The sequence below is a fragment of the Streptomyces sp. NPDC051921 genome, from assembly GCF_040680975.1.
Lineage (GTDB): Bacteria > Actinomycetota > Actinomycetes > Streptomycetales > Streptomycetaceae > Streptomyces.
Window position 1 is genome coordinate 30,901 of sequence record NZ_JBFAXU010000009.1, and the last position, 19,726, is coordinate 50,626.

At 73.8% G+C, this 19,726-nt stretch carries 18 protein-coding genes; 13 read left to right on the plus strand and 5 right to left on the minus strand.

The annotated features are described in order from the left end of the window. Nucleotides 1–6: 6 nt before the first annotated feature. The gene (locus AB0M16_RS14155; protein WP_365342420.1) at nt 7–681 is read right to left on the minus strand and encodes a lysophospholipid acyltransferase family protein; all 675 of its coding nucleotides are present in this window, start codon (nt 679–681) and stop codon (nt 7–9) included. Nucleotides 682–906: 225 nt separating this feature from the next. On the opposite strand from AB0M16_RS14155, the gene AB0M16_RS14160 reads away from it, so the two are divergent. From AB0M16_RS14160 to AB0M16_RS14170, 3 genes are all read left to right on the plus strand, one after another. Next, nucleotides 907–2,091 carry a glycerophosphodiester phosphodiesterase gene (locus AB0M16_RS14160; RefSeq protein WP_365342422.1) on the plus strand — a complete coding sequence of 395 codons (1,185 nt, stop codon included), beginning with the start codon at nt 907–909 and terminating at the stop codon, nt 2,089–2,091. A gap of 90 nt (nt 2,092–2,181) precedes the next feature. Further along, a complete protein-coding gene (locus AB0M16_RS14165; RefSeq protein WP_365342424.1) occupies nt 2,182–2,703 on the plus strand; it encodes a sigma-70 family RNA polymerase sigma factor in 522 nt (173 codons plus the stop codon). A gap of 37 nt (nt 2,704–2,740) precedes the next feature. Then, on the plus strand, nt 2,741–3,226 hold the full coding sequence (locus AB0M16_RS14170) for a GNAT family N-acetyltransferase (RefSeq protein ID WP_365342426.1): 486 nt from the start codon (nt 2,741–2,743) through the stop codon (nt 3,224–3,226). Nucleotides 3,227–3,239: 13 nt separating this feature from the next. Here the strand turns inward: AB0M16_RS14170 and AB0M16_RS14175 are convergent, their stop codons facing one another. Continuing rightward, nucleotides 3,240–4,289, minus strand: a complete 1,050-nt coding sequence (locus tag AB0M16_RS14175; protein WP_365342428.1) for a helix-turn-helix domain-containing protein — start codon at nt 4,287–4,289, stop codon at nt 3,240–3,242. Between the two features lie 154 nt (nt 4,290–4,443). Here AB0M16_RS14175 and AB0M16_RS14180 point away from each other — a divergent pair, with 154 nt between their 5' ends. Then, on the plus strand, nt 4,444–4,845 hold the full coding sequence (locus AB0M16_RS14180; RefSeq protein ID WP_365342430.1) for a hypothetical protein: 402 nt from the start codon (nt 4,444–4,446) through the stop codon (nt 4,843–4,845). Here AB0M16_RS14180 and AB0M16_RS14185 read toward each other — a convergent pair. Together AB0M16_RS14185 and AB0M16_RS14190 are read right to left on the minus strand one after the other, a co-directional pair. Then, nucleotides 4,842–5,264 (minus strand): hypothetical protein, encoded by a 423-nt coding sequence (locus tag AB0M16_RS14185; RefSeq protein ID WP_365342432.1) that lies wholly within the window; start codon nt 5,262–5,264, stop codon nt 4,842–4,844. The genes AB0M16_RS14180 and AB0M16_RS14185 overlap by 4 nt on opposite strands. Before the next feature lie 2 nt (nt 5,265–5,266). Further along, nucleotides 5,267–5,629, minus strand: coding sequence for a hypothetical protein (locus AB0M16_RS14190; RefSeq protein WP_365342434.1), 363 nt, complete (start codon nt 5,627–5,629; stop codon nt 5,267–5,269). Nucleotides 5,630–6,582: 953 nt separating this feature from the next. On the opposite strand from AB0M16_RS14190, the gene AB0M16_RS14195 reads away from it, so the two are divergent. The 8 genes from AB0M16_RS14195 (at nt 6,583) to AB0M16_RS14230 (ending at nt 17,429) form a co-directional block, all read left to right on the plus strand. Beyond that, entirely contained in the window at nt 6,583–7,641 is a 1,059-nt protein-coding gene (locus tag AB0M16_RS14195) for an ATP-binding cassette domain-containing protein (RefSeq protein WP_365342436.1), read from the plus strand. Beyond that, nucleotides 7,638–8,306 (plus strand): methionine ABC transporter permease, encoded by a 669-nt coding sequence (locus AB0M16_RS14200; RefSeq protein ID WP_365342438.1) that lies wholly within the window; start codon nt 7,638–7,640, stop codon nt 8,304–8,306. The genes AB0M16_RS14195 and AB0M16_RS14200 overlap by 4 nt, the downstream gene beginning before the upstream one ends. An 87-nt stretch (nt 8,307–8,393) precedes the next feature. Further along, entirely contained in the window at nt 8,394–9,251 is an 858-nt protein-coding gene (locus tag AB0M16_RS14205; RefSeq protein ID WP_365342440.1) for a MetQ/NlpA family ABC transporter substrate-binding protein, read from the plus strand. Between the two features lie 100 nt (nt 9,252–9,351). After that, entirely contained in the window at nt 9,352–10,026 is a 675-nt protein-coding gene (locus AB0M16_RS14210; protein ID WP_365342442.1) for a GNAT family N-acetyltransferase, read from the plus strand. Between the two features lie 60 nt (nt 10,027–10,086). Next, nucleotides 10,087–11,265: a precorrin-6y C5,15-methyltransferase (decarboxylating) subunit CbiE gene (cbiE, locus tag AB0M16_RS14215; RefSeq protein ID WP_365342444.1), complete on the plus strand. Its 1,179-nt coding sequence runs from the start codon at nt 10,087–10,089 to the stop codon at nt 11,263–11,265. A gap of 308 nt (nt 11,266–11,573) precedes the next feature. Beyond that, a complete protein-coding gene (cobT, locus tag AB0M16_RS14220) occupies nt 11,574–15,041 on the plus strand; it encodes a nicotinate-nucleotide--dimethylbenzimidazole phosphoribosyltransferase (protein WP_365342446.1) in 3,468 nt (1,155 codons plus the stop codon). 274 nt (nt 15,042–15,315) lie between these two features. Beyond that, nucleotides 15,316–16,548 carry a uroporphyrinogen-III C-methyltransferase gene (gene cobA / locus AB0M16_RS14225; RefSeq protein WP_365342448.1) on the plus strand — a complete coding sequence of 411 codons (1,233 nt, stop codon included), beginning with the start codon at nt 15,316–15,318 and terminating at the stop codon, nt 16,546–16,548. Between the two features lie 62 nt (nt 16,549–16,610). Next, entirely contained in the window at nt 16,611–17,429 is an 819-nt protein-coding gene (locus tag AB0M16_RS14230) for an RNA methyltransferase (protein ID WP_365342450.1), read from the plus strand. A 213-nt stretch (nt 17,430–17,642) separates the two neighbouring features. Here the strand turns inward: AB0M16_RS14230 and AB0M16_RS14235 are convergent, their stop codons facing one another. Next, the gene (locus AB0M16_RS14235) at nt 17,643–18,887 is read right to left on the minus strand and encodes a serine/threonine-protein kinase (RefSeq protein ID WP_365342452.1); all 1,245 of its coding nucleotides are present in this window, start codon (nt 18,885–18,887) and stop codon (nt 17,643–17,645) included. Nucleotides 18,888–19,325: 438 nt separating this feature from the next. Between AB0M16_RS14235 and AB0M16_RS14240 the strand changes: the two genes are divergently transcribed. Further along, entirely contained in the window at nt 19,326–19,493 is a 168-nt protein-coding gene (locus tag AB0M16_RS14240; protein WP_365342454.1) for a hypothetical protein, read from the plus strand. Nucleotides 19,494–19,726 lie beyond the last annotated feature (233 nt).

The window sequence follows — 19,726 nt, forward strand, 5'->3', positions numbered from 1 at the left end:
GTGGTGCTACGCCGCTTCCTTCGCCTTGGTGGCGTACATGTCCACGTACTCCTGGCCCGAGAGCCGCATGACCTCCGCCATCACCGAGTCCGTCACGGCCCGCAGGACGTAGCGGTCGCGGTCCATCCCGTCGTAGCGGGAGAACTCCATCGGCTCGCCGAAGCGGACCGTGACCCGGCCCGGGCGCGGGACGCCCGCGCCGCCCGGCTGGATCTTGTCGGTGCCGATCATCGCGAACGGCACCACCGGCGCGCCCGTCATCAGGGTCAGCCGCGCGATGCCGGTGCGGCCGCGGTAGAGGCGCCCGTCGGGGGAGCGGGTGCCCTCGGGGTAGATCGAGAAGATCTTGCCCTCCTCCAGGACCCGACGCCCCGTCATCAGCGCGGCCACGCCGCCCCGGCCGCCGTCACGGTCCACCGGGATCATGCCGACGCTGGTGAAGAACCAGGCCATCAGGCGGCCCTTGAGACCCGTGCCCTTCACGTACTCGTCCTTGCCGATGAAGAAGACCTGGCGGTCCAGGCAGATCGGCATGATCATCGAGTCGATGAAGGTCAGGTGATTGCCCGCGAGGATGACCGGCCCGGTGCCGGGGACGTTCTCCGCGCCCTCGACGCGGGGGCGGAACATGAGGCGCAGGAACGGGCCCAGGGTGGCCTTCATGATCGCGAGACGGGACAACGGTTCCTCCGGTGTCGGGCGGGCGGCTCGCACGGAGCCGACATGTGCAGATCGCGACGATACTCGCGGGTCACGGCGTGTCGCACATCGGGTTCACGGAGTGGATACGTCGTGTTGACGTGTGTTTCCGCCATGTTCCGCGCAGGTCTGCCGCCCGTAGGGGGGCGTTGCCTAGCGTCGGGACCGCAGTTGACAGGTGCGGGACATCACACCGAAGGAGTGTTCATGACACAGCCTGAGCGCCGGACCCCGGCCCGACGAGCCGTCCTCGGAGCCGCCGGAGCGGCCGTCCTGGGCGGATCCACCGTCCTCGCCGGCGGCACCGCGCAGGCCGTGCAGTCCGCCGTCGCCGCCGACGCCGGCCACGACCGTCGGCGCACGGGTCACGGCTACCGCTCGCTGCCCGTCCCCACCGTCATCGCCCACCGCGGCGCCAGCGGCTACCGCCCCGAGCACACCCTCGGCTCGTACCAGCTCGCCCTCGACATGGGTGCGCACGTCATCGAGCAGGACCTCGTCCCCACCAAGGACGGGCACCTCGTCTGCCGCCACGAGAACGAGATCGGCGGCACCACCGACGTCGCCGACCACCCCGAGTTCGCCTCCCGGAAGGCGACGAAGACCATCGACGGGGTCCCCCTCACCGGCTGGTTCACCGAGGACTTCACCCTGGCCGAGCTGAAGACCCTCCGCGCCAAGGAGCGCATTCCGGCCACCCGCCAGGAGAACACCCTCTACGACGGACGCTGGGCCGTGCCCACCTTCGAGGAGGTGCTGCGCTGGGCCGAGCAGGAGGGCCGCCGCCGCGGCCGCGAGGTGTGGCTGCACGTCGAGACCAAGCACCCCACCTACTTCCGCTCCCTCGGCCTCGCCCTGGAGGAGCGGCTCGCCCGACTGCTCCGCCGCTACGGCCGCCACCGCGCCGACTCCCCGGTCTTCCTCCAGTCCTTCGAGCCGAGCAGCATCCAGCGCCTGGCCCGCCTCGTGGACTCCCCGCGCGTCGTGCTGCTGTCCGCCGCGAGCACCCGCCCCTGGGACTTCGTCCAGTCCGGTGACCCGCGCACCGTCGCCGACCTGGTCACGCCGGAAGGACTGCGCTGGATCGCCTCGTACGCGCAGGGCATCGGACCCACCATCGACCTGATCCTGCCCCGGGACGCGAGCGGCCGGCTCGGCACCGAGACCACCCTGGTGCGCGACGCGCACGCCGAGGACCTGATCCTCCACCCGTACACGCAGCGCAACGAGAACAGCTTCCTTCCGGCCGAGTACCGCCGGGGGACCGACCCGGTCGCCTACGGCGACGCCTTCGGGGCGCTCCGGCGCTTCTTCGCGACGGGCATCGACGGCATCTTCTCCGACAACGCCGACACGGCACTCCTCGCGGCGGCGGACTTCTCGGACCGCTGAGACACCGCGCGGCCCGGCCCCCTACCCCCGACCGGGTGGTTTGCGGCCGGGCCCGCAACCACCGGCGGCCCGCCCTGCATCGTCGCGGGCATGACCTCCCGAGAAACGCTGCTCGCCACCCTCACGCCGCTGCTCGCCGCCGAGTCCCGGGCGGAGGCCCCGGCCGCCGGCGTCGAGCCGGACGACCTCGAACAGGCCGTCTGGCTGCGCCTCCTGGAGCGGCTCCAGGAGGACGGCGCCCCCGACCGCCCCGCCGACTGGCTGCGCCGCGCCGTGCGCGCCGAGGCCCGCCGCGCCCGCCGGGCCTCCGCCCGGGAACGCCCGTACCACGGCGAGCCGGCCCAGGAGGCGCACCGCTCGCCCGAGACCTCCGCGCTGGTCTCCGAGCGCCGCCGTGTCCTGCGTGCCGCCGTGCGCCGCACCCCCGGCCACTGCCCCCGGCTGCTGACCGCGATGCTCCATCCCGCCGACCCCACCTACCGGGAAATCGCAGGAGCGTTGGGTATCTCACAAGGCAGTCTGGGGCCGATGCGTTCCCGTTGCCTGGGATGCCTGCGCAGAATGCTGGCTGCGGAGGTTCCCGCCCCCGGCGTTGGGGGAAGGGTGCCGTAGACCGACGGCGGACCAGGTGAGCGGGAGGCATGCACACATGGGCATGAGCGTGACCATCTCAGCGGCGGACGCGACGCACGACGCGGAGCACATCCTCAAGCTGCAGTTCCTCTGCTATCAGCGTGAGGCGGAGATCTACCAGGACTGGTCCATCGAGCCGCTCACCCAGTCGCTCGACGCCCTGCGTGCCGAACTCGCCGAGGGACAGGGCTTCGTCGCCCGCCTCGGCGACGAGATCGTCGCCTCCGTGCGCGGCCGGCTCGACGAGGACGGCACCGTACGGATCGCCAAGCTCATCGTGCACCCCCGCATGCAGCGCCACGGCCTCGGCGGCCGACTCCTCGACGCCATCGAGGCCCACTACGCGGACGAACCGGCCCCCGCCGCCAAGCGCTTCCAGCTCTTCACCGGACACCGCAGCGAGGGCAATCTGCGGCTCTACCGCAGCAAGGGCTACGCGCAGGTCTCCACCCGCGAGATCGGGCCGACCCTCACCCTGGTCACCCTGGAGAAGGCGGCCTAGGGGAGCGCGCCGATCATGCCGGGCCGGGGCGTGATCGAGGAGACGCCTCCTGGCCCCGGTCCCGCCCCGCGCCCGCGTCGTCCCGCCGGCCGCCTTCCCGCGCCGGCCGCATCGCCGCCCGGTAGCGGGACGGCGAGATCCCGTACCGGTCGGTGAACGCCTGCCGCAGTGCCTCGGCGCTGCCGAACCCGCAGCGCGCCGCGACCCCGGCCATCGGCAGCGTGCTCGAGGCGAGCAGCTGCGCGGCGGCCTCGGTACGGGCCTGCCGGACGTACCGGCCCGGCGATCCGCCCAGCTGCTCGGTGAACAGGCGCGTGAGGTGGCGGGGCGTCACCCCGGCCCGCGCCGCCAGCGCCGCCGTGCTCAGGTCGGCGTCCGGATGGGCCGCGATGTGCTCGACGAGTGCGCGCACCACGTCGTCCCGGGCCGGCGGGGTCGCGGTGAACAGGCTCATCTGCGCCTGGTTTCCCGGTCGTTGGAGATAGACCACGAGGTCCCGGGCGACCTGCCGGGCGAGTTCCGGGCCGTGGTCCTCCTCGACGAAGGCGAGGGTGAGGTCCAGCGCGCTGGTGACACCGGCCGCCGTGTAGACGTTCCCGTCGCGGACGTAGATGGGGGCCGGGTCCACGATGACCTCGGGATGCCGTTCGGCGAGCCGCCGCGCGAACCGCCAGTGCGTGGTGGCCCGGCGGCCGTCGAGGAGCCCCGCGGCGGCCAGCACCCCCGCCCCCGTGCACACGGACGCGACCCGGCGGCTCTCCCGGGCCAGGCGCCGGACGTGCCCGACGAGCCGGGCGTCTGCGGCGGCCCGCTCGAAGCCCGTGCCGCCGGAGACGATGAGCGTGTCGACGGGGCCGACGAGCCGCTCCAGGGACCGCTCGCTGCCGAGGACGAGCCCGGAGCCGCAGACGAGCGGGGCTCCGCCGGGGCCTGCCAGGAGGACGCGGTACGGGACGGCGGGCGCGCCGATCCCGTTGGCCATGGCCAGGGTCGTGGTGACGCACGCGATGTCCAACAGTTCGGCCGCCTCGTAACCGACCACCACCATGAGCCGCTCCGCCATGCCGCCGACCCTATGCCGGAAGGACAGCCACCCCAAGGGGACGGACACGGGGGAGCGTGCGCCTTCCGCTCGCGGCCGGGCGACCGGGACGGTGGTCGCCGCTCCTTCTCACCCGTTCTCGTTCTCACCCGTTCTCGCGCCCGGGAGGCACCGGATGACCGCCGTTTCGCACCGCTGGCCCACCGTGGTCGCACTCACCCTGGCGGCCCTGACCTTCCTCGACGGCCTGCCCGGTCCGAAGGTCCTGGCGCCCGTGCTGGCCTCGATGCCGCTGTTCTACCTGGCCTTCGGCGCCTTCCGCGGCGAACTACGGCGGCCGGGCGTCCTCGCCGGTCAGCTGGTGGGCCTGGCCGGCTTCGCCGCCCTCGCCCTGTGTGCGGTCGCCGTCGACGGCACGGTCGCCCTGGTCGTCCTGGCCGTGGGCTGGCTGGGGCACGCGGCCTGGGACCTCGTGCACCACCTCCGCGACCGGGTCGTGCCCCGGGCCTGGTCGGAGTGGTGCGGCGTCTTCGACGCCTGCGGCGCCCTGGCGCTGCTGCTGGCAGCCGCCGCCTAGGCGGTCCGCGCCCGGCGGAGCCACCAGATGCCCGTCAGCGGCAGCAGCACCGGGATGAAGACGTAGCCGTAGCCGTAGTCCGACCAGACCGTCGCGTCCGGGAAGGCCGAGGGCTCGACCAGCGTCCACGTCCCGACGACCAGGACGCCCGCGAGCTCGGCGGCGCAGCACACCAGCGCCGCCCTGCGGGCCGTCTCGCCGCCCCGCACCAGCGTGTAGGTGATGAAGGCGTAGACGACGGCCGCCACCGCCGACAGGCCGTACGCCAGCGGCGCACGGTCGAACTCGGTGGCGATCTGGTAGATCGAGCGGGACACCGCGCCCACCGACATCACGCCGTACAACCAGACGAGCAGCAGGCCCGGCCCCTTCACCAGGCGGCCGGTCGTGGGGGCGCCCTCGGTCTCGGTCGTCGTCATGGTCAGCCCACCGTCCAGATGTCGAAGAGACGCACTTCGAGCACGGCGAGCACCACCGCACCCGCCGCCACCGTCGCGGAACCCCACTTGCTGCGCTCGGTCAGCGACATCAGACCGGCCGCGGGCACCGCGCACAGCGCGCCCAGCAGATAGGCGACGAAGATCGTCGTGCCCTCCTCGGCGGTCTCGCCGCGCGCCAGCTGCACGATGCCGACCACCAGCTGCACCAGCGCGAGGACGGTCACCACGGCCATGCCGATGAAGTGCCAGTCCTTGGTGGGCTGGTTCCGGGTGAAGGCGAAGCCGCACCAGGCGGCGAGGGCGAGCGCGGCCACCGATACCGCGACCGTCAGGGCGTCAAGCATGCGCCCGAGGGTATTACGGGCCGAATGGCCCGATGCGCGCGACCCCTCCCCGTGGGTCCGGCCGACGGGTCTCCCCGGGGCCGACCGGCGGGAAGCGGCACGGCGCCCGGCACCCGTCTCGGCACGCCGCCCCGCACGCGAGGTGCGTCGCCCCGCACGCGGCCGGGTGCGCCGCCCCGCTCGCTTGGCGGGTGCGCCGTCCCGCCACGGGCCGTTGTGCGCTGCCCCGGGCCGCGCGCGCCGCCCGGCACGCCAGCCGGGTACGCCGCCCCGCCCCGCCCCGCCCCGCCCCGGGCCGTTGTGCGCTGCCCCGCCCGCTGCCGCGCTCGCGGCCGCGAAGCCGGAGGGCGGCCCGGCCCGCCGCGTGGTCCTCGGGGGCGTCCCCGCCGGGCGCCCCTCCTGGCGTTCCGTCGCCCGCGCGGCGGGCCCTCGGACCGTGGCCTTGGCCACAACCCGCGATCGGGCCGAGCCCGTACCGGCGTGGTCGCGGGCGGTCTTTCCGTGGTGCCGGCCCAGGCCGCACCCGGGGGAGCGGAGCACGTCGGCGGCCCCCGGTCCGTATCGCGCACCGCTCCGAGCTGTCCGCATGGCGTCTCACCGATGTCCGCTATTCGGACATCCACCTTTCGTTCGCACGTTTGCATGCTTTACTTGCAGCCATGACCACGACGAGCAGCCGCACCCTTGCGACCGAGGCGAACCAGACGCCCGGTGCTCGTTGTATGTGTCGAATGTGCGCCAACTGAGGGCCCCCGCCGAGATCGCGCCCCGAAGCGAGCCCCGACGGCCGAGCCGATCCGCACGCCGCTCCGGCGGCGGACCGCGCTCCGCCCCGCGCACACGCTGCCTCCCGGCCCACCGCCGCGACCGGCCGCCATGCGCCTGACTTCCGAATGACGAATGCCGTGCCCGGCGGAACCATGCGCCGCGCACTCGACAGTGACGGAAACCCTGTGATCACCACTACGGGCCTGACCAAGGTCTACGAGTCGCGAGGCCGCCAGGTCACCGCTCTGGACGGCGTCGACCTCCACGTCCGCGAGGGCGAGGTCTTCGGCGTGATCGGCCAGAGCGGCGCCGGCAAGTCCTCGCTCATCCGCTGCGTCAACCTCCTGGAGCGCCCCACCTCCGGCACCGTGACGGTCGACGGCGTCGACCTCACCGCCCTCGCCGGGAAGAGCCGCCGCGCAGGCAAGGACCTGCGCCGCGCCCGCAGCAGCATCGGCATGGTCTTCCAGCACTTCAACCTGCTGTCCTCGCGCACCGTCCAGGACAACATCGAGCTCCCCCTGGAGATCCTCGGCGTCCCCGGCGCCGAGCGCGCCCGCCGCGCCCTGGAACTCCTCGACCTCGTCGGTCTCGCCGACAAGGCCAGGTCCTACCCGGGCCAGCTCTCCGGCGGCCAGAAGCAGCGCGTCGGCATCGCCCGCGCCCTCGCCGGCAAGCCCAAGGTCCTGCTCTCCGACGAGGCCACCAGCGCCCTCGACCCGGAGACCACCCGCTCCATCCTCCAGCTGCTGCGCGACCTCAACCAGCAGCTCGGCCTCACCGTCCTGCTCATCACGCACGAGATGGACGTCGTCAAGACCATCTGCGACTCGGCCGCCCTCATGGAGAAGGGCCGCGTCGTCGAGTCCGGCACCGTCGGCGAGCTGCTCGCCACCCCCGGCTCGCAGCTGGCCGCCGAGCTCTTCCCGGTCAGCGGCGCCGCCACCGCTCCCGACCGCACGGTCGTGGACGTGACGTTCCACGGAGAGACCGCCACCCAGCCGGTGATCTCGCAGCTCTCCCGCACGTACAACATCGACATCTCGATCCTCGGCGCGGCCATGGACACCGTCGGCGGCCGCCAGATCGGCCGCATGCGGATCGAACTCCCCGGGCGCTACGAGGAGAACGTCGTCCCCGTCGGCTTCCTGCGCGAGCAGGGCCTCCAGGTCGAGATCGTCGAACCGCAGGACCCGCACGTGCCCGCCCAGGCGTCCGTGCTGGTGAAGGAAGGTGCCCAGTGACCTGGTCCGAGATGCAGCCGCTCCTTGAGCAGGGCACCGTCGACACCCTCTACATGGTCCTGTGGGCCACCGTCGTCACCGTCCTCGGCGGACTCCCGCTCGGCATCCTCCTCGTCCTCACCGACAAGGGCGGACTGCTGCAGAACCGGCCGGTGAACAAGGTCGTCGGCGCGATCGTGAACGTGGGCCGCTCGCTGCCCTTCATCATCCTGCTGATCGCCCTGATCCCGTTCACCACCTTCGTCGTCGGCACCTTCATCGGCCCGACCGCGATGATCGTGCCGCTCGCGATCGGCGCCATCCCCTTCTTCGCCCGGCTCGTCGAGACCGCGATCCGCGAGGTCGACCACGGACTCGTCGAGGCCGTCCAGGCCATGGGCGGCGGCATCCCGACCATCGTCCGCAAGGTCCTGCTCCCGCAGGCCCTGCCCTCGCTCGTCTCCGCCGTCACCACCACCGTGATCGTGCTCATCGGCTACTCCGCGATGGCCGGCGCGGTCGGCGGCGAAGGCCTCGGCTCCAAGGCCGTCACCTACGGATACCAGCGCTTCGACACCACCTTCATGCTGGTCACCGTCGTCGTCCTGGTCGCGATCGTGACCGTCGTCCAGCTCGTCGGCGACGGGATCGTCCGCCTCCTCGCCCGCCGCGGCCGCACCGCCTGACGGCACCCCAGACTTCGCAACCCGAAGAAGAGCCCGGACTTGTCGTCCAGGGCGAAATCACCGCTCCACCGGAAAGAGGCACTCTTCGTGCGCAAGAACATCAAGATCACCGCGGGCATCGCCGCCACCGCCGCCCTCGCCCTCGGTCTCACGGCCTGCGGCACCTCGTCCGACCCGTCCTCCGCCAAGGACGCGGCCGGCGCCGCCGACAAGCCGCTCGTCGTCGCCGCGTCCCCGACGCCGCACGCCGACATCCTCAACTTCGTCAAGGACAAGCTCGCCGCGAAGGAGGGCCTGAAGCTGGAGGTGAAGGAGTTCACGGACTACGTCCTGCCGAACACCGCCACCGAGACCGGCCAGGTCGACGCCAACTTCTTCCAGCACAAGCCGTACCTCGACGACTTCAACAAGAAGAACAACACCCACATCGTCCCGGTGGTCGACGTCCACCTGGAGCCGCTCGGCCTCTACTCCAAGAAGGTCAAGTCGGTGAAGGACATCAAGGCCGGCCAGACCATCGCCGTGCCCAACGACACCACCAACGAGGGCCGCGCCCTCCACCTGCTCGCCGACAACGGGCTCATCACCCTCAAGGCGGGCGTCGGCACCGACGCCAAGCTCTCCGACATCACCGACAAGAAGGGCCTGGAGTTCAAGGAGCTGGAGGCCGCCACCGTGCCCCGCGCCCTGAACGACGTCGACGCCGCCGTCGTCAACGGCAACTACGCGATCGAGGCCAAGCTGCAGCCCGCGAAGGACGCCCTCGTCCTGGAGAAGGCGGAGGGCAACCCCTACGCCAACTTCCTCGCCGTCAAGGAGGGCAACGAGAAGGACGCCCGCGTCCAGAAGCTCGTCAAGCTCCTCAACTCGCCCGAGGTGAAGAAGTACATCGAGGACACCTACCAGGGTTCGGTCATCCCGGCCTTCGGCGCTCCCGCCAAGTAGCCCTCGCGGTAACGTCCACACCCAGAAGGCCCCTTGCGCCCCGTCCGGCGCACGGGGCCTTCGGCTCACCCGCGCATGCGCGGCGGCAGTCGCATGCTGCATGCTGTGCGTTCACGGTCATTCACGTATGGAGTTGCAGATGACTACGACCTTCCCGTCCATCTCCATCAGCACGGACCGGTTGGTGCTGCGCCCGTACGAAGAGGCCGACATCCCCGCGTTCGTGGAGATGATGAACGACGAACTCGTCGTGGCCTGGACCTCCGTCCCGCACCCCTACACCCGCGCCGACGCCGAGGCCTGGGTCCGCAGGATCGCTCCTGCTGAACGGACCGAAGGCCGCGGCATCGTCTTCGCCGTCACCGAGTTCCTCACCCAGCGCCTCGTCGGCACCCTCCACCTCCACAGCACCAACTGGCGCACCCGCGCGACCGAGGTCGCCTACGTCACCGCCCCCTGGGCCCGCGGCGAGGGCTACGCCACCGAGTCCGTCCTCGCCGCCGCGCAGTGGCTCTTCGGCGACCGCGGCTTCGAACGCCTCGAACTGCGCACCGCCGCCGACAACACCGCCTCCCAGCAGGTCGCCCAGAAGATCGGCTGCATCAGCGAGGGCGTCCTGCGCAACGCCTGGATAGCGCGCAGCCAGACCGAGTCCGGCGAATGGACCGACATCCGCACCGACCTCATCGTCTGGAGCCTCCTTCCCGAGGACCTGGACGGCGTCGCCGACCAGATGGCCGACGCGGGACTCTCCACGTACGCCGACTGGAGCTGACCGTCCAGGTAGGCTCGAACCGCCCCCGACCTGCACACACGCCCAGGGAGACAGACACAGATGGCCGACCGGGTCACGGTGATCGGCTGGGACGGCTCGCCCCTCACCGCAGCGGCCCGGTCCGCCCTCGCCGCCGCCACGCTCGTGGCCGGCGCCGCGCACCACCTGGCGCTGCCCGAAGTACCCGCCGCCGCCGAACGCGTCCGCCTCGGCAGCGTCGACCTCGCCGCCCGCCGGATCGCCGGACACCGCGGCACCGCCGTCGTCCTCGCCGACGGCGACCCGGGCTTCTTCGGCGTCGTCCGCACCCTGCGCGCCCCCGAGCACGGCCTCGAGGTCGAGGTCGTCCCCGCCGTCTCCTCCGTGGCCGCCGCCTTCGCCCGGGCCGGCATGCCCTGGGACGACGCCAAGATCGTCGTCGCCCACCAGCGCACCCTGCGCCGCGCCGTCAACGTCTGCCGCGCCCACCCGAAGGTCGCCGTCCTCACCTCCCCGGGCGCCGGACCCGCCGAACTCGCCCTCCTCCTCGACGGCGTGCACCGCACCTTCGTCATCTGCGAGGAACTCGGCACCGAACGCGAACAGGTCACCGTCCTCACCTCCGACAAGGCCGCCGACCACGCCTGGCGCGACCCCAACGTCGTCCTCGTCATCGGCGGCAGCTCCACCGGCGGCTGGCTCATGGGCCACGACACCCCGTCCGTACGCGGCTGGGCCCTGCCCACCGAGGAGACCGACGGCCGCAGCGGCCAGGACGCCACCCTGCGCGCCGCCCAACTCGCCCGCCTCGGCCCCCGCGTCGGCGACCTCGTCTGGGACATCGGCTGCGCCGGCGGAGCCTTCGCCGTGGAGGCGGCCCGCTTCGGCGCCGCCGTCATCGCCGTCGACACCGACCCCGAGGCCTGCGCCCGCACCGAGGCCGCCGCCCGCCGCGCCGGGGTCCAGCTCCAGACCGTGTCCGGACGTGCCCCGCACGTCCTGGAACGCCTGCCCGAGCCGGATGTGGTCCGCGTCGGCGGCGGGGGAGTCCCCGTCGTCACCGCCTGCACCGACCGCAGGCCCGAACGGATCGTCGCCCACGCCGCCACCCGCGACGAGGCCGAGGCCGTCGGCGCCGCCCTCGCCGACGGTGGCTACCAGGTCGAATGCGCTCTGCTCCAGACCGTCGGACTGGACCCGGGCGACTTCGCCGAACGGTCCCGCTCCGTCGTCTTCCTGCTGTCCGGCCACCGGACCTGAGTGATCGCACCGCCCGGCAGGCGGGGTAGGCTGGCCGATTGTTGTACCGCACCCGGACGTTCGGCATTTTGTTCCCCAATGTCCGGAAGTAGTGGCTCCATTGGGTCGCTGATGTGGTACGGAGCAACGGGGGACGGCGCGACGTGGCGCAGTCCACAGCGCACCGTGGCGGATCCGCCTGCCACGATGGCCGAAGGCCGCGACAATGCATGGGTGTCCGCGCGCCTCGTGCCACGCGGCGCGCACGCTCGTTCTTGTCGACGGGCAAGGTCTGAAGGAGCACAACCGATGGGCGAGGGGTACGCAGCATGACGGACACCGGCCAGGTCCCGGGCGAGGGGCTGCCGGAGAACGCAGGCATGGTCGAGCAGCCGGGCATCCCCGCTCCGGGCGCGTACACCTTCCTGGACCCCTCCGAGACGGCAGCCGAGGAAGACGAACTGCTCCTGATGCCGGGCGCCCAGGGCGCCTGGAGCGAGCAGCAGCCGGGTGTCCCGCCCGCGCCGCCGGTCACCGTGCCCGCCCCCGCGTTCGTGGACCCGCTGACCGCCCCCCTGGAGCAGGTCACCGCCACCCCGCCGCAGGGCGTCCAGCTCCCGCCGCAGGGCACCCCCGCGCACGGCGTGCCCCTGGCCGCCCATGAGCCCGTGCTCGCCGACCACGGCTACGAGCCCGGCATCCTCGACACCGGCGCCCACGAGGCCGCCGGCCGCGACTCCGGCTCCGTCGACCTCGGAGCCGTCCGCATGCCCGCGGGCCCGACGCCGGCCCGCCGTCCGCTGCACATGGGCCCGCCCGTCCCCGACGCCACCGGCGTCGTCCGTTCGCTCGCCGACCGCGGCCCCGCCGCCCCGGCCCCGCAGCCCGTGCCCACGCAGGTCCCCGCCCCGGCCGCCGCCGCGCCCGCCCCCATGCCGGTGCGCACCCCGGGCCCGCCGACGACCGGCCCCGAGTACCTGGACGTCCCGCAGGACCAGCAGACCGCTCCGCAGGGCGCCGTGCCGTGGCCCGCGCAGCCGCAGGAGCCCGAAGAAACGGTCGTCCCGCCGGTCGCCCAGTTCGTCCCGGTCGAGGGCTCCGTCCCGACCGCCCCGCACCTGGCCCCGACCCCGTCGCCGGCACCCGAGGCGCCGTCGGCCGAGGAGCCGGTGCCGGCGGAGCAGGCCGCGCCCGCCCCTGCCGAGCAGGCCCCCGCCGAGCCGGTCGTGGCCGAGCCGATCGTGGCCGAGCAGGCCGTCGTCGAGCCGGTGCCCCCGGTCGTGGCCGAGCAGGTCGTCGAGGCTCCCGCCACGGAGGCCCCGTCGGCGGAGACCGCCGTCGAGGAAGCCCCCGTCGTGGAGCAGCCCGCGGCCGAGCAGCCCGCGGCCGAGCAGCCCGTCGTGGAGCCGGTCGTGGCCGAAGCCGTCGCCGCGCCGGTCGTCGGCGAGCAGCAGGTCACCGTCGAGGAGGCGCTCGCCGAGCAGCCGGTCGGCGAGCAGCCGGTCACCATCGAGGAGCCGGGTGCCGAGCAGCCGGTCGTCGTGGAGGAGCTGGTCGTCGAGCTCGCTGCCGAGCCCGTCGTCCAGGAGGTCCCGGCCCCGGTGCCCGCACCGCGCGAGGCCGAGCAGGAGGCCCCGGCCGAGCAGGTCGTGGCCGAGCCCGTCGTCGTCGACGCGCCCGCCGCCGAGCCCACCCCCGAGCCCGCGCCCGCCGTGCAGCAGGCCCAGGCCGCCGAGCCCGCCCCGGGGCTCGCGCCCGAGCAGCCGGCGGCGGCCCCCGCCCCGGCCCCGATCGAGGCGACGGCCGAGGAGGTCCCCGTCGTGGCGGAGGACATCCCGGAAACGCAGCCCGAGGCGCAGGCCCCGCAGACCGTGTCACCGCAGCCCGCCACGGAGCCGGGCGCCGAGGCCGCCCCGCAGCCCGAAACGCCGACCACGGTCGAGGAACAGCTCGGCGAACAGCAGCTCGTCGGGCAGCCGGCCACCGAGGAGCCGGCCGTGGCCGCCGACGCCACGGAGACCCCGGACGAGGCCGCGGCGACCCCGGACACCGAAGCGACGGCGGGCGACCGCGCCCCCGGCTACGCGGAGGCCGAGCGCGAGGCCGTGCTCCGCGTGATGCGCGAGCGCCGCGACATCCGCAACGGCTTCCGTTCCGACCCGATCCCGCACGAGGTGCTCCTGCGCGTCCTGGAGGCCGCGCACACGGCGCCCAGCGTGGGCCACTCGCAGCCGTGGGACTTCGTCGTCATCCGCAGCGCCGAGACCCGCCGCTCCATGCACGAACTGGCCATGCGCCAGCGCGACGCGTACGCGAAGTCGCTGCCCAAGGGCCGGGCCAAGCAGTTCAAGGAACTGAAGATCGAGGCCATCCTCGACACCCCGGTCAACATCGTCGTGACCGCCGACCCGACCCGGGGCGGCCGCCACACCCTCGGCCGCTACACGCAGCCGCAGATGGCCCCCTACTCCTCGGCCCTCGCCGTCGAGAACCTCTGGCTCGCCGCCCGCGCCGAGGGCCTCGGCGTCGGCTGGGTCAGCTTCTTCGACGAGCGCGAGATGGTCCGCGCCCTCGGCCTGCCCGAGCACCTCGAAGTGGTCGCGTACCTGTGCGTCGGCTACGTCGACGAGTTCCCGGACGAGCCCGAGCTGATGCAGGCGGGCTGGTCCAAGCGCCGCCCGCTGTCCTGGGTCGTCCACGAGGAGACGTACGGCCGCCGCGCCCTGCCCGGCGAGGAGCCGCACGACCTGCTCCAGGAGACCGTCGCCAACATCCGCCCGCTGGACGCGAAGGCGCTCGGCGAGGCCTGGGAGCGCCAGAAGCGCATGACCAAGCCCGCCGGGGCCCTGGGCATGCTGGAGATCATCTCCGCCCAGCTCGCCGGCCTCTCCCGGGTGTGCCCGCCGCCGATCCCGGAGCCCGCCGCCGTGGCGATCTTCGCGGGCGACCACGGGGTGCACGCCCAGGGCGTCACCGCCTGGCCCCAGGAGGTGACCGGCCAGATGGTCGCGAACTTCCTCGGCGGCGGCGCGGTCTGCAACGCCTTCGCCCACCAGGTGGGTGCCGAGGTCTGCGTCATCGACGTGGGCGTCGCGAGCGAACTCCCCTCCACCCCCGGCCTGCTTCCCCGCAAGGTCCGCCCGGGCACCGGCGACTTCACCATCGGCCAGGCGATGACCCGCGAAGAGGCGGTCGCCGCGATCGAGGTGGGCATCGAGACCGCCCGCGACCTCGTGGCCGCCGGCAACAAGGCGCTGCTCACCGGTGAGATGGGCATCGCGAACACCACCGCGTCCGCCGCCCTCATCTCGGTCTACACCGGCGTCGACCCGACCGAGGTCACCGGCCGCGGCACGGGCATCAACGACGAGATGCACGCCCGCAAGGTGGACGTGGTCCGCCGCGCCCTCGACCTCCACATGCCGGACCCGGCGGACCCGATCGGCGTCCTCGCGGCCATCGGCGGCCTGGAGCACGCGGCGCTCGTCGGCCTGATCCTGGGCGCGGCCTCGCTCCGTACCCCGGTCATCCTGGACGGCGTCTCCACCGGCGCGGCTGCCCTCGTCGCGCGCGCCATCGCGCCCGAGTCGCTGGCCGCCTGCATCGCCGGCCACCGCAGCGCCGAGCCGGGCCACGTCGCGGCCCTCAACAAGCTCGGCCTGCGCCCGCTCGTCGACCTGGACCTGCGCCTCGGCGAGGGCACGGGCGCGCTGCTGGCCCTCCCGGTGGTCCAGAGCGCAGCACGCGCCATGCACGAGGTCGCGACCTTCGACTCCGCGGGCGTCACGGAGAAGTAGTCGGAAGCAGGCGCGGACGGCGAAAGCGCGCGACGCGGCCTGTGTCCGGGTTCCGGACACAGGCCCCCGCACGTCCTCCCCGTACAAGTCCCCGCACGTCCTCCCCGTGCAAGTCCCCGCACGTCCTCCCCGCGCAAGTCCCCAGCACGTCCCCCACGCACCGACCGACGGCGCTCGGCCCGAGGGACATCCGTCACAGCGTGACAACCCCAGGTCACCGATATCGTGAGGTGGGCCAGCGCCCACCCACGCCCCTCCGAGGAGCCGCCCGCACATGGCCGAGCACGCCGACCACCCCGCCTACCCCGTCGGACTGCGCCTCTCGGGCCGCCGCGTCGTCGTCCTCGGCGGTGGCCAGGTAGCCCAGCGCCGCCTCCCCGCCCTCATCGCCGCCGATGCCGAGGTCACCCTGATCTCCCCGTCCGCCACGCCCTCGGTGGAGGCGATGGCCGAGGCCGGCGAGATCACCTGGATCAGGCGCCGCTACGAGGAGGGCGACCTGGCCGACGCCTGGTACGCGCTCGTCGCCACCACGGACCCGGCCGCCAACGCCGCCGCCTCCGCCGAGGCCGAGCGGACCAGGACCTGGTGCGTGCGCTCCGACGACGCCGAGGCGGCCACCGCCTGGACCCCGGCCACCGGCCACGTCGAGGGCGTCACCGTGGCCGTGCTCACCGGCCACGACCCGCGCCGCTCGGCCGCCGTCCGGGACGCGGTCGTCGAGGGCCTGCGCGACGGCTCGCTCGCCGCGCCCGCCCACCGCTCCCGCACCCCCTTCGTCGCCCTCGTCGGCGGCGGCCCCGGCGACCCGGACCTCATCACCGTCCGGGGCCGCCGGCTCCTCGCCGAGGCGGACGTGGTCATCGCGGACCGTCTCGGCCCCCGCGACCTGCTCAGCGAACTGCCCCCGCACGTCGAGGTGATCGACGCGGCGAAGATCCCGTACGGCCGGTTCATGGCCCAGGAGGCCATCAACAACGCGCTCATCGAGCACGCCAAGCAGGGCCGGTCGGTCGTCCGCCTCAAGGGCGGCGACCCGTTCGTCTTCGGCCGCGGCATGGAAGAGGCCCAGGCCCTGGCCGCCGAGGGCATCGTCTGCACCGTGGTCCCGGGCATCTCCAGCTCGATCTCGGTGCCGGGCGCGGCCGGCATCCCGGTCACGCACCGGGGCGTCGCGCACGAGTTCACCGTCGTCAGCGGGCACGTGGCCCCCGACGACCCGCGCTCCCTCGTGGACTGGGCGTCCCTCGCCAAGCTCACGGGCACGCTCGTGATCCTCATGGGCGTCGACAAGATCGGCAAGATCGCCGAGGCGCTGATCGCCCACGGCAAGTCCCCGGACACCCCGCTGGCCCTGGTCCAGGAGGGCACCACGGCCACCCAGCGCCGCGTGGACGCGACGCTGGCGACCGTGGCGGACACGGTCAGGGCCGAGGAGGTCCGCCCGCCGGCCGTGATCGTCATCGGCGACGTCGTGAACGAAGGCCCCGACAAGCCGCTCGCCTGAGACAGGCCCACGAGCGACCCGCACACATTGGCACCACCCACCGGACAAGGCAGTATCACCCCGTGGCCGAACTCATCACGATCGACGACCCCGACGACCCGCGTCTGCGCGACTACACCGGACTGACCGACGTCGAGCTCCGCCGCCGGCGCGAGCCCGCCGAGGGACTGTTCATCGCCGAGGGCGAGAAGGTGATCCGCCGCGCCAAGCAGGCGGGTTACGAGATGCGCTCGATGCTGCTCTCCGCCAAGTGGGTCGACGTCATGCGCGACGTGATCGACGAGGTCCCGGCGCCCGTCTACGCGGTGCAGCCGGACCTCGCCGAACGCGTCACCGGCTATCACGTGCACCGCGGCGCCCTCGCCTCGATGCAGCGCAAGCCGCTCCCGACGGCGCCGGAACTCCTCGCCACGGCCCGCCGGGTCGCCGTCATGGAGTCGGTCAACGACCACACCAACATCGGCGCGATCTTCCGCAGCGCCGCCGCGCTCGGCATGGACGCGGTGCTGCTCTCCCCGGACTGCGCGGACCCGTTGTACCGCCGTTCGGTGAAGGTCTCCATGGGCGCGGTCTTCTCCGTCCCGTACGCCCGCCTGGACACCTGGCCCCGAGGCCTGGAGGCGGTGCGGGAGGCGGGCTTCAAGCTGCTCGCCCTGACCCCCGCCGACCGGGCAGCCTCGATCGACGACGCGGCCCCCCACAAGCTGGAGCGGGTCGCCCTGATGCTCGGCGCCGAGGGCGAGGGCCTGTCGACGCAGGCCCTGCGCGCGGCGGACGAGTGGGTCCGGATCCCGATGGCGCACGGCGTGGACTCGCTCAACGTGGGCGCCGCGGCGGCGGTGGCCTTCTACGCCGTGACGAGCGGACGCCCGCAGGCCTGAAGCGCCCGGGGGAGGGCCGCGCCCGGAGGCCGGTTCCGGGGACCTTCGATCAGGCCGGGCGCGCGGCTCCCCAGGCTCCGCCCGAGGCGCCCCGCATGCGCCCACGCGTCTGCCGCGTGGGCGTCGGTCGCCGGGCCCCTCGCTCCGCCCTGCAGCTGCACGCACCGGGACGCGACTCCCCGGCTGATCCGGCCTGGTCCGGGAAGGGACGGCCTAGCCCTGCAGGGCCTGCGCGGCCGCGATGCCGAGGGCGACGACCAGCGTCACGACCACGAACACGAACAGGCGCTGGCGCAGCAGCCGGGGGTTGGCGGGCCGGCGGCCGGTGGACGTCGAGCGCGCCCCGGGCCGGGTGCCGGGCCGGGACTGCGGGGACCGCGAGCCCCCGCCCGTACGCGGTGAGGACGGCCGGGACGCGGAGGGCCGGGAGCCCCCGGACCGACCCTGCCCGCCCGTGGGCCGGTCGGCGGCCGGGCGCTCCGCGCTCCGCGCGACGGGCCACTCTCCCGAGTGCTCACCCGCGCGCTCGGCGGACCGTTCGGTCGTGCGCTCCGTGTACCGCTCCGTGGGCCGGACGGGGGGCCGCTCCTCGGCCCGCTCGCGCTGCCCGGGCGGCCGGGGCGCGGCGGGCAGGCCCTGGGCCTCCCGTGCGGCGATCTCCTTGAGCCGCATGGACAGCTGGAGGGTGCTGGGACGTTCCTCCGGGTCCTTCGCCAGACAGGCCCGGACGAGCGGCGCCAGCGCGTCCGGCACGCCGTGCAACTGGGGCTCCTCGTGGACGACCCGGTAGAGCATGACCTCGGAACTGCCGTGCCCGAAGGGCGAGTCGCCCATCGCCGCGTACGCGAGCGTCGCGCCCAGCGAGAAGACGTCCGTCGCCGGGGTGACCGCCGCGCCCCGCACCTGCTCCGGCGCGAGGAAGCCGGGCGACCCGACGGCCGTGCCGACATGGGTCAGCGTGCTGGCGCCGGTGGCCCAGGCGATGCCGAAGTCGATGATGCGGGGGCCCTTGGGGGACAGCAGGATGTTGGACGGCTTCAGGTCCCGGTGGACGACGCCGGCCTCGTGGACGGCGACCAGCCCCTCCGAGAGCGCCGCGCCGATCGCTGCCACGTCGGAGGCCCGCAGCGGGCCCTCCTCCGCGACCCGGTCGTGCAGCGAGGGCCCGGGCACGTACTGGGTGGCGAACCAGGGGCGCTCGGCCTCCAGGTCGGCGGCCACGAGCCGGGCGGTGCACCCGCCGCGGATCCGGCGGGCGGCGGACACCTCGCGGGCGAACCGTGAGCGGAATTCCTGGTCCTCGGCCAGGTCAGGCCGGATGACCTTGAGCGCCACGCGCTGCCCGCGCCGGTCGGAGCCGAGGTACACGACCCCCATGCCGCCGGCCCCCAGCCTGCGGTGGAGCCGGAAGGACCCGACGATCCGCGGGTCCTCGCGCCGGAGCCGCATCATCGCCATGTCCGTCCCCTCGTCCGTTCGACGTGGCACAGCTTACGTACCGCCGACCCGGCCCGCTCACAGGCCGCGCCCTCGTGGCCGCATCGATTGTCAGTGCTGAGGGGGACACTTGAGGCCCGGTCAGCTGTGGCGGTCGCCAACACCCCCTCCTATCAAAGACGTTGGGATTTTCCCGGTGCGACACCCCGGGCCGCGGCGGCAAACGTGAGCGACGTCACGCACCCCCTCGGGGAAGTCCCCCAGGGCGGGGGGAGGCGTCTCCACCCAGGGGAGTACGCCGAGCGGAGGCTCGTCATCCTCCGGGAGGCCTGCAAGTCGGTACGCGGGCATGACGCCCGGGCGGCGCCCGCTGCCTAGTGTTGAGGTCAAGCGGCGGGTGCAGCACTCGTCCCCCGAGGTCACCGCACCCGCCGCGTCAGACACGACAGGAGAGGAACCATGGCGTACCCGGCCCCGCGGATCACCCCCCGCCCTTCGAGCCGTCGTCACCCGCTGGTGGCGACCGCCATGGTCCTCCCTCTCGCGGCCCTGCTCGTGGTCGCCTTCGGCGGCTGGGACGCGGTGGTCACACAGGCGTCGTCCGTAGGCGTGATGCTGGGGCGCTGAACGGCGCCCCGGACCCGGGAGAGCGGCCCGGGTCGGGGACATCCGGCCAACAACCCCGTGGGGACGGGGGTGCGGCGGACGGCAGCGTGCGGCCGGTCAGCTGGGGAGCTGACCGGCCCTCGCGCTTTTCCGGGCCGGCCCGGTGCCGGGCGTCGCCCGCGGCGGGAGCCCCAGAGTCGGACGCCCCGCCGGGCGTCGCCCGGGCGGGAGCCCCAGAGTCGGACGCCCCCGCG

Excerpts from the sequence above, each read along its gene's own strand:
- AB0M16_RS14190 (WP_365342434.1), bottom strand. The coding sequence starts at position 5,629 with ATGCTTGACGCCCTGACGGTCGCGGTATCGGTGGCCGCGCTCGCCCTC.
- cobT (WP_365342446.1), top strand. The coding sequence starts at position 11,574 with ATGACGGACACCGGCCAGGTCCCGGGCGAGGGGCTGCCGGAGAACGCA.
- AB0M16_RS14240 (WP_365342454.1), top strand. The coding sequence starts at position 19,326 with ATGGCGTACCCGGCCCCGCGGATCACCCCCCGCCCTTCGAGCCGTCGT.
- cobA (WP_365342448.1), top strand. The coding sequence starts at position 15,316 with ATGGCCGAGCACGCCGACCACCCCGCCTACCCCGTCGGACTGCGCCTC.
- cbiE (WP_365342444.1), top strand. The coding sequence starts at position 10,087 with ATGGCCGACCGGGTCACGGTGATCGGCTGGGACGGCTCGCCCCTCACC.
- AB0M16_RS14180 (WP_365342430.1), top strand. The coding sequence starts at position 4,444 with ATGACCGCCGTTTCGCACCGCTGGCCCACCGTGGTCGCACTCACCCTG.
- AB0M16_RS14185 (WP_365342432.1), bottom strand. The coding sequence starts at position 5,264 with ATGACGACGACCGAGACCGAGGGCGCCCCCACGACCGGCCGCCTGGTG.
- AB0M16_RS14160 (WP_365342422.1), top strand. The coding sequence starts at position 907 with ATGACACAGCCTGAGCGCCGGACCCCGGCCCGACGAGCCGTCCTCGGA.
- AB0M16_RS14210 (WP_365342442.1), top strand. The coding sequence starts at position 9,352 with ATGCTGTGCGTTCACGGTCATTCACGTATGGAGTTGCAGATGACTACG.
- AB0M16_RS14170 (WP_365342426.1), top strand. The coding sequence starts at position 2,741 with ATGGGCATGAGCGTGACCATCTCAGCGGCGGACGCGACGCACGACGCG.
- AB0M16_RS14165 (WP_365342424.1), top strand. The coding sequence starts at position 2,182 with ATGACCTCCCGAGAAACGCTGCTCGCCACCCTCACGCCGCTGCTCGCC.
- AB0M16_RS14175 (WP_365342428.1), bottom strand. The coding sequence starts at position 4,289 with ATGGCGGAGCGGCTCATGGTGGTGGTCGGTTACGAGGCGGCCGAACTG.
- AB0M16_RS14235 (WP_365342452.1), bottom strand. The coding sequence starts at position 18,887 with ATGGCGATGATGCGGCTCCGGCGCGAGGACCCGCGGATCGTCGGGTCC.